The sequence below is a fragment of the Niallia sp. FSL W8-0954 genome (assembly GCF_038005605.1).
In the GTDB taxonomy this organism is placed as follows: domain Bacteria; phylum Bacillota; class Bacilli; order Bacillales; family Cytobacillaceae; genus Niallia; species Niallia circulans_A.
In genome coordinates this window covers 764,488-779,804 of the sequence record NZ_JBBOTN010000001.1, presented here as the reverse complement: position 1 = coordinate 779,804, position 15,317 = coordinate 764,488, and the positions used below count along the sequence as shown (strand labels likewise).

Genomic DNA, 15,317 nt, shown 5'->3' with positions numbered 1-15,317 from the left:
CCTCCACTATCCTTTTTTTATGTTGAAATCATCCGTAAAGTAAGGGTTTTCATTTTTCTCCCTATCAATAGCTATGATCAGATAAGGAGCAAGCTCTGCTTCTTCATTATCTCCCCGTTTGTTTAGAATCCCCCGCTTCATCGAAAATATATATTTTTTATTCTATTAATCTCCTAAACGAATATTTATAGTTTCATTAATCCCCGAATTCCATACATATCCCTACTCTCTCTTTTACTTATCTAATCTATTTATTCTCTACCATTTCTTTCTTTTCCTTTAAAATTACCAAAGAGTATGAATAGGCTGCACTTTTTTAAGTTAAGCAGATTACAGATTATCTGTTTACGCTCTATCTTTTCGCCTTTCAATGGAATGTACCCTCTAAATTTCTTTTTAGTAATCAACCAATTATTTCATTTTTTATTCAACTATTCCCATATGGGAAAACCTTCTATCATATTGTATAATAGATTTTTATCCTATTATAAAAAGCAAAAAAATAATTCCATATCGAATTAATGAAGAAATCGTAAACTTTCCTTACCTTCCAAATTGAATGGCATTTTAGACAATATAAATTTCAAGTTAGAAAATCCAGTCTAAATCAAGTATGATATCCACATGGGATAGTAGAAAAGGGGTTAAAAGAATGAGCGTATTAAACGTAAAGAATTTAAGTCACGGTTTCGGGGATCGTGCAATATTTAATGATGTGTCTTTTCGGCTTTTAAAAGGAGAACACGTTGGACTAGTTGGGGCAAATGGTGAAGGTAAATCTACTTTCATGAATATTGTTACTGGAAAGCTACAGCCTGATGAAGGGAAAATTGAGTGGTCACGAAAAGTCCGTGTTGGTTATTTAGATCAGCATGCAGTCCTTCAAAAAGGGACGACAATGCGTGAAGCGCTAAGCACTGCTTTTCAATATCTTTTTGATGCGGAAACAGAGATTAATGAGCTTTATGCAAAAATGGGTGATGAAGGTGCTGATATTGATGCATTACTTGCAGAAGTGGGAGAGCTGCAGGAAACGCTAGATAGTAATGATTTCTACCAAATTAATGCGAAAGTCGAGGAAGTTGCTCGTGGTCTAGGATTAGACGATGTCGGACTAGATCGTGATGTAGCTGATCTTAGCGGTGGACAACGCACGAAGGTTTTGCTGGCTAAGCTATTACTAGAAAAGCCTGAAATTCTATTACTAGATGAGCCTACAAACTACTTGGATGAACAGCATATCGAATGGTTGAAACGCTACTTACAGGAATATGAGAATGCATTTATCTTGATTTCCCATGACATTCCATTCTTGAACAGTGTTGTTAACTTGATTTACCACATGGAAAACCAAGAATTGAATCGCTATGCTGGCGACTATGATAACTTCTTAAAAATATATGAAATGAAAAAGCAGCAACTAGAGTCTGCTTACAAGCGTCAACAACAAGAAATCGCTAATTTGAAAGATTTCGTTGCTCGTAACAAAGCAAGTGTTGCGACTCGTAATATGGCCATGTCTCGTCAAAAGAAGCTCGACAAAATGGACATTATTGAATTAGGGAAGGAAAAACCAAAACCTGAGTTTAAATTCAAAGAAGCTCGCGCAGCCAGTCGTTGGATTTTCGAGACGGAGGATCTTGTTATCGGTTATAATGAACCACTTTCTCGCCCTCTTAATCTAAAAATGGAACGGGGACAAAAAATTGCCTTCGTTGGGGCAAACGGTATTGGTAAGTCTACGCTTTTAAAAAGTATTCTCGGCTTGATTAATCCTCTTTCGGGTAAAGTAGAGCGCGGTGATTATCAACATATTGGTTACTTTGAGCAAGAAGTGAAAGAATCCAACTACAACACTTGTATCGAAGAAATCTGGAGCGAATTCCCAAGTATGAATCAAGCAGAAGTCCGTGCTGCTCTTGCAAAATGTGGATTAACAACGAAGCATATTGAAAGTAAAATCGAAGTCCTTTCTGGTGGAGAAAAAGCCAAGGTTCGCTTATGCAAGATTTTAAACACAGAAACGAATTTATTAATACTAGACGAACCTACCAATCACTTAGATGTAGATGCAAAAGAAGAATTGAAGCGTGCTTTAAAGGAATATCGCGGAAGCATCTTAATGGTATCCCACGAACCTGATTTCTATCGTGAAATTGCGACAGATATCTGGAATTGTGAAGATTGGACAACGAAAGTATTTTAAATAAAATTGAGGGGTACTCAAATGAATAGAATCCAATTAAGTACCCCTTAATCTTTATATCCCAGCTATATACATCAATGTTTTGTCTTACAGGTTTCCTTTCCTCATTACTTTCAGATTACTCCGGTAAAATACAAATAATATAAAGATGAGAAGCAACAGACAGATGCTAATTAAAATGCTTATTAATAAAGCCATCGATAGCTCTGTAGAATTTTCCGCTCCTACACTGTCCACTCTGTAGTGAACATTCTCTTCATCATCTGTAAATAACTGAAGCTCCTCTGCTTTCCTAGTAATGCTACTGCCTGTTTCCACCTTTTGTGTAAAAAGCTGTCCTTTCCATTTGTCATGGTCATTTGCTCTGCTTCCATCAAAAGAAATAGCAAGTTTTTCTGCAGTTAAACCATCTGTCTTAGATGATTGGCTCGATTCTTTTAGAAAATCTGTATTCTTTTGATTACGACCGCTTTCGTATTCATTAGGCTGTAATCTATCAATCATAGAATCTGCCCTTGCCGTTTGCTCGGTCAGCCAACTGAAGATAGCCATGATTACAATTAAGATTAGACTAAGAAAGATATGTTTACTATATCGATTCATTTCTCGAATCATCCTCTATTTCATTGCTTTTCCATCTTTCTATAAGAATTTGTACTCCCATCAGTATCAGTAACCCAATCAATAGAATGATAGCTGCCGGAGCAAATAACGATTGCGTTCCATATTGAATAGACATATAAACTTTGGACATCGGATCATCATAACTGAAATTCGGTGTTGTTAAAGCTAATAGCGGTGTTACATATAAAATAATTAATCCGACTGTAAGGAATAAACCAAGAAGTTTTTGTGCTGCAAAACTGACTGCAATTATGCTAGAACTCACCAATAATAAAAGGATAGTAAATACAGTCCATTGCATCGTACTGGCTTGAGAGAGTTCATAGATATTTAATCCATATAAACTAATCACAAAGCCGACAATCAAATTAAGTAAAAGAAAGACGGTTCCACGGAACCACAATGGAATACGTTTAAAGTAATAGGTTGTATACCCAATTAGCAAGCTGCTAATTAAAACAATAAACATAATAACCACAGGCGGAATATTTTTTTCCTGTTTTACTTCACTTGCACCAGCTGTTAATTGTAGTGGACTAGATAAGAAATTATAAACGTCACCTTTAGAGCGTCCTTCAATAAATGCATTTTGCAGAACACTAAAGACATCATCCTTTATTTTTCTTGTTGAATCTACATTTACAGCCCATTTATTATTTAAGGCATCTGCATCTGTCTGTACAAACGAAACTTCATCATGCAGTTCATTCGTATGGTCAATAACAGTCTGCTGGTGCTTTCCTGCGTCTTTTATGGAAGAATGAATAGCATTCACTTGCTCGATGATCTGTGAATGTTCCGTTACCAGTTGAGTTCCCTTTGCCGATCCTGGTTCATGTGTCGTAGTTTGTTCCCCTTGCTGTATTTGCTGAAGTAATGCTTCCCCTTCTGTTTTAATCTCGGATAAATTCTGAGTTAATTCTGTGTGATGTGTGTCAAGGCTTTCCTTTGATTTAGCCAAGAATACAACAAATTGGTCTTGAAGTGCTGTTAAGCCATCTCCAATTGTCGGTATTTCCGCTTCCACATTTGTCCAGTCAGTTGTTTCCGCATCTGTTAATTGAAAAATCCTTGTAAGTTCTGTAAGGAATTGTTCGTTTTTCATTACTTCGCTCTTTGCTTTGTTCTCAGAAAGCATATTGTTCAACGTCGTTTCATATTGATCTAGATAAGCATAGTAATAGAGCAAATCCATAATATCTCCAGTAAGAAATTCCTTATGGAACCAAGTTTCAAGGATAAGTCTTCTATCCCCGGACAGTGCTGGTGATGCTAAAATTGCCTCTTCTTTCTCTTCTATTCTAGCTATAATAGAATTCATATTGTTTGTAAGAAGTGTCAGCTGTTCTCGCAATTCATCATTTACTTCTATGAGAGATTCTATATATTCTTTCAGCAATCTGTTCTCTTCGGTAAGAGAATTTTTATTTTCTGTAAGCTCTTTGATCGTATTTGCCAGCGTTTCGTTGTCAGTGAGAAGTGCAGCAATTTTTTCTTTCAATTGCTGAATAATTTGATTGTTACCCTCGTCACTCGTTTTAAGTGATTGCTTCACATCCTGCAAATTTTTTTGAATGTCCTTTAATTGTATTTCAAACTGACTCTTACTTTCATCAGGAATTTGTTGATCTGCCTGTATATATTCATGAAGTTTTTTCAATAATTCTTCCATTTGTGCTAGCTGCTCTTCTGCAGACAAACTTTTCGTTTCCCTGTTTGCTCCATTATCAGTATTTGAATTTCCCTTTGTATGTTGCGTACTTTTTAATACAAACTCTTCTCCTGTTTGGTCGTCCGTATCCTTATCTTCATCAGATGTCGGCAAATTAGGAGATTCTGGATTTTCTGGCGGTGCTTCTGGTAACAAGCTGCCTTCCCCTTCTGCTAATTTTTCTTTGGTTTTCACTATCTTTTCTTGAAAAGAATTCAAGGATTCTGTATCAATTAATTGCTTGTAATAATCTAGCATTCTGCTCTGATAGTCAAGAATTGCTTCCCTTTGTTTATCCAAAGCCAGTAATCTATTTTCTTTTAGTAATGTTAATAGCCGTTTACTATTGTCTAGCTTTTCATAAACGGAATTAACGTTGCTCATTAATTGTTGGTTATTCTCAGACAGAAAAAGTGACTGTTCCGCAAAATAAGGAGATGAAGCTTCTGTCGCTGACTGTACTGTAGAAAGAGCAGTAGTCTGCAAGTCTGTCAATTTTTGTTTTTGTTGTTGCTGATACTCTTCATATGCCTTGATATAGTCAACTAAACTGCTTAAATCCTCAGAAAATGACTTCATAGATTGATTCTGACTATCACTTTGCGTGCCAATTTGTTCTATAGATGACTTCATGGACTTTAATACGCCCTCTTGTTCTAAAATCTCATCAGCAAGATTCTTGGAACTTGGTTTATAGAAAGCTAGCATAGTCTGCTGAAAGTCTATTTCCTTTTGCAAAATTTCTTCAAATTCAGAGCGTACCATTTCCATATCTTTCGCTACATAATTCCAATATAAGGAACTGATACGTTCATTTGCCCGCTTTGTAGCCCTTTCTATCTCCAAATTTACTTTTTCAGTATTTACTGCATTTAACTGACTTTGAACATTATATTTAAATGTCACTTTACTCGGATTCTCTTCTTCATATGCCATCACTTGTTCAGAGAAATTAGATGGAATATAGATGACAGCATCATATTTCTTATTCCTTAATCCATTCTCTCCAGCGCTTCTAGAAACAACAGTCCACTGAAAAGAAGACTCGTTGGAGAGAATGGAAGAGACATCTCCCCCTAAAAGTCTATGTTCTCCAGCAATATCAACACCAGCATCTTCATTCACAATTGCAATTGTTTTGGTTGTATTTGGCTTCTCCAAAAATGGATGATCTCCAATCAGCTGAAAAAATAATACTGGAACACCAATTATAACAACCAGTGCAATAACCATCTTCCACAATTTCACTTTTCCCATCAAGAATATACCTTCCTCTCCATAAGCACTAAAGGAATTTGAATTTTTCTCTCAAGCCCATTTTTTACATAATATCCATAGCCAGGCTGGATTTCTGGTTCCTTACGCTCATATGACAAAGTGTACAAGGATTGTTCCGATTTCTTCATTAGCAACAATGCCTGCCTAATTTGCTTTATTTCTAAAGTTAACGGATCATAGCCTTTTGTTAATTCATTAGTACTGCCTGAAACTACAATCTGAAACCCTAAGTGACTATAATTTTTCATTAGTCTCACAATCATCTCCTGCATTCTATTGTCTATTTCCTGAAGTAATCTTCCATATCCATCTACAACAAACAACAAAGGAGTAAAGATCGGAAGTGCCTTTCCTTCTAAAATCGCCTTATCATATTGACGATTTCTTTCTAAAAGCATGGCTTCAGTAGATTCTAGCCATTTAGCAACAGTACCTCGATCTGTTAGATATTGAACCCGGTCATGTTCCGCTAAATAAGCTAACCCGCGATTGATAGAATCCCATATTCCAATTCCTTCCATATCTTGTTGGATGGCATGGTTTATAAGTAGCTTAATAACATTTGTCTTTCCTTTTTGTGCTTGGCCTAAAATCATGAAATGATTCATAGCATGAAAATCAACAAATACAGGCTGGACAGATTCTTCGTCTAAACCAATAGGTAAGAGACCGACTGAAGTTTCTTCCTTTATATATTCCTTAAAGCTAATGTTAGTTAACTCTTTTGGAAGCATTGGAACCCTTTGAGGAGTTCGACAGGATTCATATTTCTCTCGTAGCTTTTGAATGGATGCCTTGAGTTCCGTTAGCTGGTCGAAATCATTATCACCAATGCAAGACAGTAAAATCTGCGTAAAATATGTGCCTTCTTTTTTTATAATAGCCCTGCCTGGAATAGGCTCGGGTTCATAAGGAATTCTTCCCAAAATAGAATAAGCTTCTGTATGGTCCATTAAGTAATGCACTATTTTCGTCTTTAAATTATTCATCAAAGATGGTCTAATGGAACTTACACGAGTAGCGCCAAAGAACATATATATTCCTAATGATTGACCATCCCGAGCGAATTGATTTATCTGTGCTTCTAAATCAGCCATTTCGTCTTTGACAATATCGTAATTATCAATCACGATAAACCACACTGGAAGCGTCTCATCATTTAGCTGATTATACATAGAGATAGAACTTACTTCTGTTTGCTGAAAAAGCTGTTTTCTTAGATTTATCTCATTCTGCAAAATAGCCATAAATTTATTGATTTTTTGCTGTTCATCCATTAAGAATAATTCACCGACATGAGGAAGTTGCTTAAGAGGCATTAATCCACCATTGCCAAAATCCATTAAATAAAAATGGACCTCTTCTGGAGAATAATTTTCTGCAATTCCCATAAGAAGAGTAATTAAGCTCTGCGTTTTTCCATAGCCAGATGTGCCAAAGACTCCAACATTTCCGTCTTCTAGCAAAGTATAGGGATAGATCGATTGACTTTGCGCTTCGGGATCATCTATCATAGCCAGATTAATTTTTCTGTAGTTCTCATCAGGCTGATAATCTGGACGATATATTCTTGGAGATAAAGGCGGAAGCCATGGACTTGATAGTTTTGTTAGCTGAAGCTCCTTTTGTAGCTCTTCTATTTTTCCCACGATAACATCAATCTCACTGCTTGCTTGCACTTTCGGTTTTTCCTGTACGGATAACTCTGATAAAGGAATTAACCCTAGATCCGATACAATTGCAATTTCATCTTCCATTTGTGAAGTATCTTCTTGATAATTCGCACCGCTCCATGCAGATTGGAATAATTCATACACCTCATTATTGCCGACTTGCAGATAGCCCCTACCAGTAATAGTAAGAGAGGCTGCATCACTGTTCTTTAAAATCTCCCTGCTGTCTTCTGCATTTTGAACCTTAAGGGCAATGCGGAAACGAGCGTTACTCCAGATTTGAGAATCAATTACTCCACCTGGCTTCTGTGTTGCCAATATTAGATGAACCCCTAAACTTCTCCCTATTCGAGCAGCACTTACCAGTTCTTTAATGAAATCAGGCTCCTCGCTCTTTAATTCAGCAAATTCATCAGAAATAAGAAATAAATGCGGCAGCGGCTCCTCAATTTCTCCCCTTTTATACATGCTTGTATAGTCATTAATGTGATTGACTTCGTATTTATCGAACAAACGCTGTCTTCGTTTAAGTTCACTTTTAATAGAAGCAAGAGCACGATTACTAAAGTTTCTGCTGCCTTCAATATTGGTAATAGTACCTAACAAATGTGGCATATTTCGAAATGGCTGTGCCATCCCTCCACCTTTATAGTCAATGAGTAAAAATGCTACTTCATGTGGATGATAATGAACTGCAAGTGATAAAATATATGTTTGCAATAGTTCACTTTTCCCCGACCCAGTTGTACCTGCCAACAATCCATGTGGTCCATGAGCTTTTTCATGGAGATTTAAATAGACAATATCAGACTTACCTTTCAGTCCGATTGGAGCGGCCAATGTTTTAGCAGACTCATTTGTGAGCCAATTTTCTTTAATTGGAATTTCATCAACATCTTTTGCCTTAAGCATCTCCATAAACGAAACCGTTTCTGGTATAGAATTAGTAACCCCCACCTGATGATTAAGTGTTTTAAGCATGCGGGCATACTCTTCATTACCATTTAAAGCATGATTATCCAAATTAAAAGGAATCTGCACTGCGGCTTTATTTTGGATTAATATATCGCCCTGTCTTCCGTTCACATATCGAATCAATGTATGAATATTATTTGAGAAACTTTCTTTTGCTTCACCTGCAAAGATAGCAGATATGCCCAGATGACTGTAAGAGCCTTCTAAATATTCTAGAATTACATGTTCAGCTAGGAGTTCCTGATTCGTAACAATAAAGACAAAATGGGGAGCAAAACGAGTTTTTTCATCTGTTTCTTCCACATCTCTTTCCCTGATCAATTCATAAATAGATGACAATAGCTGATCCCTTGTTTGTTCATTATAAATAAACCCTTTAGCAAAAGATTGAGGAATTTGAAAATGAGGCAGCCATTTCATCCATTCCCAATACTTATATTCCTCCTCATGAAAAATAAAAAGAAATCGTACATCATGATAACTATGAAAAAATGCAAGCTGCCCAATGATTTGGTGCAATTCTCCCTTTAATACGGACATCTTACCAATAAGACCAATGGATCCTTTCGATAAATCGGCAGTAATTGGAAGATTTTTCACATGCTGATAGGTCTTCTGCAGATGCTTTGACCTTTCAAGCAATTCATCCATCTCCCGATTAGATAAATCAGCAGAGTTTACACTTATTTGGTAACTTGCAGGAACATCCCCTGTCCCCAGTCGAAATTGTAAAAAGTCTTTACTATCTATACTTCGCTCCCAGATTCGGTCAGAAATCTGTTCCGTCAAATATTTCATTCTTTCAAAAGAAGGAAAATGAAACTCCAGTACCTGTCGCTGCTTTGAAGCTAAGGATTCAAGCTCCCTTCTTTTTTCTTCCAGATAATTAGAATAGACTCTTTTTCTTCGTTCTTCTTGCTCTTTTCTGGATGTCTTTTCTTTAAAATACTGAATCGTGGAAGTAATAATAGTCATAGAGAACATCACAATGGAAATAAGAATAAAAATTCCTCTTGGTATTAATAAAGCAACAAGTCCCATCACGATCATCATCACTAAAGGTGGAAGAATGATTAGCCATAGACTTCTTTTAGATTGCATCGATTCTTGACCTGGAAAGGATAACTGCACTTTCTCCTTAGGTAATTCATACAGCATTCTAGGTGTCCTCCGATAATTCGGATAGCGTTTCATCATCTCTGATTGAGGAAGGGAAATCTCTTTTAGAGATGATTCAAATTCATAGAAGCTCTCTATTTGAATTACATCCTGATCCATCAATGTAACATATATGCCATTCCAGAAGAGTATATCGCCAACCTCTAGCTTTTGTTTGTCTAAAACCAAATGACCATTTAGATAAACTGTAGAATCTCTAGAAATAATTTCCCAATACTTCTGATTTTTTATTAAAGAAAGCCCTTTTGCGCCATGTTGCATATGCGCTTTTTTTATGTAAATAGATTTTTTTTCGAAATGGCATTCTTCATCCTTTGAAACTGGTTCTACCATACATACTACTTCAGACTGATTTCCAATATAGTAAGTTTTTTCGAGCTTCTTCCTGCTTGTCATAAACAGCGTAAGGCATTGACTTTCCAGGCTTAGTTGATAAAACTTCTCTGTCCCCATCACAGTTTCAGTCGAATCTATCCTATATATCGCCCTGTCATCTTCCCCCACTTTTACAAGTATGGAAGAAGGGAAAGATGGAAGAGTAATATTGTCTCCAAATTCTGGACCAATGGTAATACTGCTATTTTTTGTTAATTTAATAGAATAATAGGTTTGTTCATGGAAAACAAACAGCGTATACATTACATCACCTCACAATTGTTGCTATTATTATTTTTATATTTTCTTCTTTATTTAGGATTCTGGCCTTGATCTTTTGTTGTCTGATCTTTTTTCAGAAGAGTATCCTTTTGAGAAGATTCTTCTTTCATGTCTTGCTCATATTTATTTAGCTCATTTTCAATTTTATCGATTTGTTGCTGACGCTCTTCACTGGTGAGCGAATCATCTCTCTGAACATGGGCCTGATACTCTAGCAAAGCATACATGATAAGACTGCGATCTTCTAGCAAGCGAGCATTCTCCAAGGCAGCTTCAGCGTCCCCTCTTCCAATATTAATCCAGTATTCATAATAATTAGAATCAGATTGAAGAGTAACTGTATTTTTTACAATATCCCTTTGTTTATCGGATAAGTCCGCACTATATATATAGGCTGTTGCTAATTCATATTGCGCAACAGTCGGCAAACTATCAATATCATATGATTCGAGACTAGTGATTACATCACTGTAAGCATCCGCTAAAAAGTGTTGTTGGGCATCCATTATATGATTATGTTTTGGCTGGAGAAAAAACAGGGTATAGATAGAGTAAATAATTGCTGGTACTAATAAAATACTAGTTGCCCAAATGGCATATTTCATCTGCTTCCACTTATTTTTCGGAAGTTCGACCAACTGTTCATATTCCTTTTTTTCCTGTAAAAAAGCTTGATCAAGAACAGCTTGCAGATCATCATAATTATTTGCTTTCATAATCGCAACTGCTGCTTCACTTAATTTCAATGTTTCATAATAGGCAATATATTGTTCAAAGGAATATTGATTATCAATCAATGCTGCTGTCATTGCTTTCAGCTGCAGCCATTCTTCCTCCCTATTATCTTCATATGGAGGAATACTTTCTTTTACTCCATAATGGAGGAAATAAGGCGCCAAACCTTGATCGACAGCAATATTTTCTGGACATATAAATAAATGAAGACGGGATAAGGAGTGATTGCGGACCTTTTCAAGCAATTGATGAGCAATTATGTATTGTTCCTTTTTTTTCAAAGAGAAGATTCCTTGATTATAAATAAAAGACTTAGGCAATTGAACCTCTATCTGTAATAAATCCTCATGTTTATTAAGAGTTCTCTTAACTTGACTATCTATATCTTCTAGAAAAGCTGCTTCCAGCAAATGATTCAGCTTAATTTTCTCAATTTGAAAATTAAATATAATTCGCTGGTCTTCCTTCTGGATAACAGCATCCAGCTTTTTTTCCATATATGATACATGTTCATTTGACATACTTGCTGTCTCCTTTATAATATTTGAATCTTGTCACCTGTCATTATTCCGATATCTGCTAACCGCTTTTCTCCAGAAAAAACTCTCTTTTTATTCATTACCTTTATCCAATATCCATTTCTTGGTGTATCTAGCCTGTTAGTTGTCTTCCAGGCAATATCCACTAACTTCTTCACTGTATGATAATCAGAGAGTCGAAGTTCTAAATATTCTCCATTATATTTAGAAAGATCTACCGTTACTTCAATGTACATGTCATCACCTCTTAAAAGAAAAGAGCGCCTCCATTTACAGAAAAGCGCTCTTAATAAACCATATTCAATCTTTCAGTCTTATCCTCGAATCTGATTTGCAATTTGAGCGTCTGCATCTTCCAATGCTTTTGCTGTACTTTTTAATTGAGAAGAAATTTCTTCAAGCAACTGCTGCATATCTACAAAGGATGGTCTTAACGATTGATATTGTTCGCTAAACGCTCTGCTTGACTGACCTTCCCACATAGTTTCTAATTCTTGAATCATGTTGTCTAAGCGAGAAATTTGATCTCCCACTTGACTTCCTTCACTAGAATAGCGATCGGCCATACCTACTAATTCTTCTGGTGTAACGCGAATGATCCCTGACATATTATCTCTCCTTTTGTTTTTTATATATAACACACAATGAATAACATTATGCAGTTACCACAATTAAATAATCTTTTAAATTATATTCATTTTATAAACTAACTATTATAATCTACTAATGGCATGAAATTAATTTTTCTGGTAGTCAATTTCATATTTACTTGCCAACTTTTTCATCTCTTCATGATAGCTATTAATTAGTTCAATGTATTCTTGTCCTTTTTTGTTTGACTCTTCAATAAGTCCTTTATCCTTCTTTTCTAGTGCCTTTTTCTCTAGTATTAAAGCTTCATAGTAAGTGCTAGTCGCTTCTTTGATTTTTGATTTCATTGGCTCTAGCTCTTCAGTAGACACTTGAAGGTCCCTCGCTTCATTAACAGCTTTTTCATAAGTAGGAATGACCTTACTTGTCAGCACCTCATATAATTCCTTATCGGAATTATAATTATCGCCAGAAACGGTCGCTAATTGCTGATTCGCTTCTGTTTCATATGCTATTATTTTTTGAATGTCATTGTTAATAAAATCCACGATTTCCCCTTGTTTGTCTTTGTAAGAAATTTCTTCTTTATTGACATTTCCTTTTGTCTCTTGCTTTTCTGAAGTAGATGAATCATTGCTACAGCCAACAAGCATCAATACTACAGTGATTATGCTGTATAATAGTTTGGTCAAGATGCGATACCTCTTCTCTATTCTATGATTCTATCAATGTAGGATCATTTTTTATAAACGCATTCCGGCGTTTTAGATACTTCTTCTTTTGCACCAATTTAATAATGGTCATCATCAACAGCCCGACAATAATTCCTGATAATGCATAAAGCTTTACGATAAAAAGCAAAATAATATAAACAAAGAAAATAACTAAAAATAGCGAATAGATTACTAGGAGCAGAGTATTAAAGACCTGAAGCTGAGCTATTCTGCCTTTTTCCTTTGCATTTGTTCCTGAATCTTTCTTCAAATTAGCTAAATAATGAAATTCAGACCATATAATATGATATGGTTCCCCAAAAAAGCTAACTATCTTTTTCATCACTTTTCATCCCTTAGATGAAAGGAATTTAACTTTTCTCTCATTAATTTTTCTCCCTCTGATTCCAATCCTTTAAAGATGACTTGTTTGATTTGCTCATGATTGAAAAAAACATTTGTTTCATCAGAGATATGTCCTTGTGGATAAGGACATGCCACATATTGCCAAATTTTGTTTTTCTCTGCTTGTTGCTGCATTCTCCCATAAATCATCAAAGGCTGTGAAAATATATCGAGCAATACAATTGTTCCAATCGGCAATAATTCGGTTCCTTTATCAATGATTAATGAGTTGACCTCTTGCGACATAGTACTTTCTCCTTTTATTACTGGATTTCTTTATTCCTCTTTTTCAAAACTTATGCCTATCTTTACTCCTAATAGCAAGCGAAGATCGAGAACAATTTCTTTCCCTACTTTTGCCTCTCCACCTATCCCGACAGCAGAAGCGCCTACAGTCCCTTTAATCGTATAGTCTGTAAAAGGGATTGGCGCTATTCCCGAGACTTCTCCTTCCGCTACGGAAGCTTTTGCTCCAAAGCCAACGGAACTACCATCAACCCCGGCAAAGGCATTTGCTTTTAGAATTTCCCCTTTGGCTTCTAATCCAGTACTTCCTACAAAGTCGACCTCTTTATCTATCTGAGATTTTACTTGTGCAGTATAAACAGACCCACCTGCTTTAGCAATCGGGAGAATACTGCTTCCTCCAACACTTGCCTGGCCTTCTGCAAATAAAATATCTTGGCTGAAGCTACTATCCAAAATAGTTGTATCATATTCTAAGCCAGCATGAATGCCCCTGAAAGAACTAGCGCCACCAAGCTGGCCACTTCCATTTTTGAAGTCATCGAAACCAGACCAGTCATTTTCTATTTTTCCAAGTCCGCCTTCTGCTGAAAAATCCCCTTTTGTCACTTTGTCTCCGACTAGAAATCCGTCCTCATTAATTTCCTTATCTACTTCCTGCTTCTCTGATGATGAAGTATAATTTAATCCCAGCCATCTATATGGATATTGTCCATATGCGTCTAATAGAAAGATAGATTTTTGGGAATCGTTACGATAAGGAGGGTTACTGTCAAATCTACTGTTAGATGGCTTTATACTAGAAACCAATAAAAAATGGCTAGTGCTTGTTAAAAGGTTGTATGGACTGAAATGACGAATCAGTTCAGGATTTAAGTTAACATTTGTATTTAGCTCTGATAAATAACTTTGCATGATTGCTAAGTCACTTTTTATTTCATTAAAGGAATCAGCATTTTGCCGATCTATGGTTTCAAGCTGATTAATTGTTTCCTCTATTTTATTTTTAGCATTTTTAATCTCGCTATTAAACATGGAATCATCAAGACTAGCTAAAGTAATAATATCTGAAATTTTTTCCATTACACTATTTCCATCTGCGATAACATCATTTGTATAGTTTTGTACGGACGTTAGGCGGTCTGAAAGCTCTTCTTGTAAAAAACTCTGTCGAATAAAACCATCTTCATTTGGCTCAAAAGAATTTATTGCCTCTCTGCATTTAGATATTTTTTTTTGATAATCTTGAATAACTTGTTTTAGTTTCACTAGAAAAGGCTTATGGCTTGATTCATAAAAGAATTTGATTGATTCAGCACCTTTTCCATGAAAGGAACCATCCAAATCTACTAATTCCATCACAGATTGTTCTAAAGAATGAATCTGCTCTACCTTTTCTTTAAAGGATTTTATCGTTTGGTCTAAATACTCTTCTAAACTTGCAACCTCTAATACTTTCATCTTAATACCTCTGAAGAAATAACGTCTCTCAGTGCTTCATCTGTCTCCCTCATTAATGTTACAGAATCTCTTACTGTATTTGCATTTTTTAGCAAAAGGGTTTTATATTCATTCATTATTTTTACAAATGATGCATTCACTTCTTCTAGTTCCGTTAATAAATCTAACTTATTATTCTTAGCATTATTTTCTGGCAGATTTGCTTGAAATGCAGTTATATTAGTATCCATTTTTTTCAAAACACTTTCTATCCCACTATAATCAAACTTTATTTCTCCCATATTTTCACCACAACTTTACTACTAAAATTTAGAAAAAATAAAT

Annotated in this window: 13 protein-coding genes; 1 reads left to right on the top strand and 12 read right to left on the bottom strand. The window is 35.6% G+C overall.

Translation table 11 applies throughout. The features are described 5' to 3' along the window. Nucleotides 1-6: 6 nt before the first annotated feature. On the bottom strand, nt 7-141 hold the full coding sequence (locus tag NX902_RS03855; protein ID WP_286167684.1) for a hypothetical protein: 135 nt from the start codon (nt 139-141) through the stop codon (nt 7-9). A gap of 511 nt (nt 142-652) precedes the next feature. Here NX902_RS03855 and NX902_RS03850 point away from each other — a divergent pair. Next, nucleotides 653-2,206 carry an ABC-F family ATP-binding cassette domain-containing protein gene (locus NX902_RS03850; protein WP_047941682.1) on the top strand — a complete coding sequence of 518 codons (1,554 nt, stop codon included), beginning with the start codon at nt 653-655 and terminating at the stop codon, nt 2,204-2,206. An 87-nt stretch (nt 2,207-2,293) separates the two neighbouring features. On the opposite strand, the gene essA is transcribed toward NX902_RS03850, so the two are convergent. The 11 genes from essA to NX902_RS03795 form a co-directional block, all read right to left on the bottom strand. Further along, nucleotides 2,294-2,809, bottom strand: a complete 516-nt coding sequence (gene essA, locus NX902_RS03845) for a type VII secretion protein EssA (protein ID WP_341160558.1) — start codon at nt 2,807-2,809, stop codon at nt 2,294-2,296. Continuing rightward, nucleotides 2,796-5,798, bottom strand: a complete 3,003-nt coding sequence (gene esaA / locus NX902_RS03840; protein WP_163184904.1) for a type VII secretion protein EsaA — start codon at nt 5,796-5,798, stop codon at nt 2,796-2,798. The genes essA and esaA overlap by 14 nt, the downstream gene beginning before the upstream one ends. After that, complete coding sequence (essC, locus tag NX902_RS03835) at nt 5,798-10,285, bottom strand: type VII secretion protein EssC (RefSeq protein WP_171509317.1); 4,488 nt, start codon at nt 10,283-10,285, stop codon at nt 5,798-5,800. Before essC ends, esaA begins: the two co-directional genes overlap by 1 nt. Before the next feature lie 47 nt (nt 10,286-10,332). Further along, complete coding sequence (gene essB, locus NX902_RS03830; protein WP_095330798.1) at nt 10,333-11,559, bottom strand: type VII secretion protein EssB; 1,227 nt, start codon at nt 11,557-11,559, stop codon at nt 10,333-10,335. 14 nt (nt 11,560-11,573) lie between these two features. Further along, on the bottom strand, nt 11,574-11,813 hold the full coding sequence (locus tag NX902_RS03825; RefSeq protein ID WP_095330797.1) for an EsaB/YukD family protein: 240 nt from the start codon (nt 11,811-11,813) through the stop codon (nt 11,574-11,576). Nucleotides 11,814-11,891: 78 nt separating this feature from the next. After that, nucleotides 11,892-12,185, bottom strand: coding sequence for a WXG100 family type VII secretion target (locus tag NX902_RS03820; protein WP_095330795.1), 294 nt, complete (start codon nt 12,183-12,185; stop codon nt 11,892-11,894). 129 nt (nt 12,186-12,314) lie between these two features. Beyond that, nucleotides 12,315-12,860 (bottom strand): hypothetical protein, encoded by a 546-nt coding sequence (locus NX902_RS03815; protein ID WP_095330794.1) that lies wholly within the window; start codon nt 12,858-12,860, stop codon nt 12,315-12,317. 22 nt (nt 12,861-12,882) lie between these two features. Continuing rightward, nucleotides 12,883-13,224: a hypothetical protein gene (locus NX902_RS03810; protein ID WP_095330792.1), complete on the bottom strand. Its 342-nt coding sequence runs from the start codon at nt 13,222-13,224 to the stop codon at nt 12,883-12,885. Further along, entirely contained in the window at nt 13,224-13,532 is a 309-nt protein-coding gene (locus NX902_RS03805; RefSeq protein WP_095330791.1) for a DUF4176 domain-containing protein, read from the bottom strand. The genes NX902_RS03810 and NX902_RS03805 overlap by 1 nt, the downstream gene beginning before the upstream one ends. 30 nt (nt 13,533-13,562) lie before the next feature. Further along, on the bottom strand, nt 13,563-14,993 hold the full coding sequence (locus tag NX902_RS03800) for an LXG domain-containing protein (RefSeq protein ID WP_163184899.1): 1,431 nt from the start codon (nt 14,991-14,993) through the stop codon (nt 13,563-13,565). Beyond that, on the bottom strand, nt 14,990-15,274 hold the full coding sequence (locus NX902_RS03795; RefSeq protein WP_095330787.1) for a DUF5344 family protein: 285 nt from the start codon (nt 15,272-15,274) through the stop codon (nt 14,990-14,992). Before NX902_RS03795 ends, NX902_RS03800 begins: the two co-directional genes overlap by 4 nt. Between the last annotated feature and the right edge of the window lie 43 nt (nt 15,275-15,317).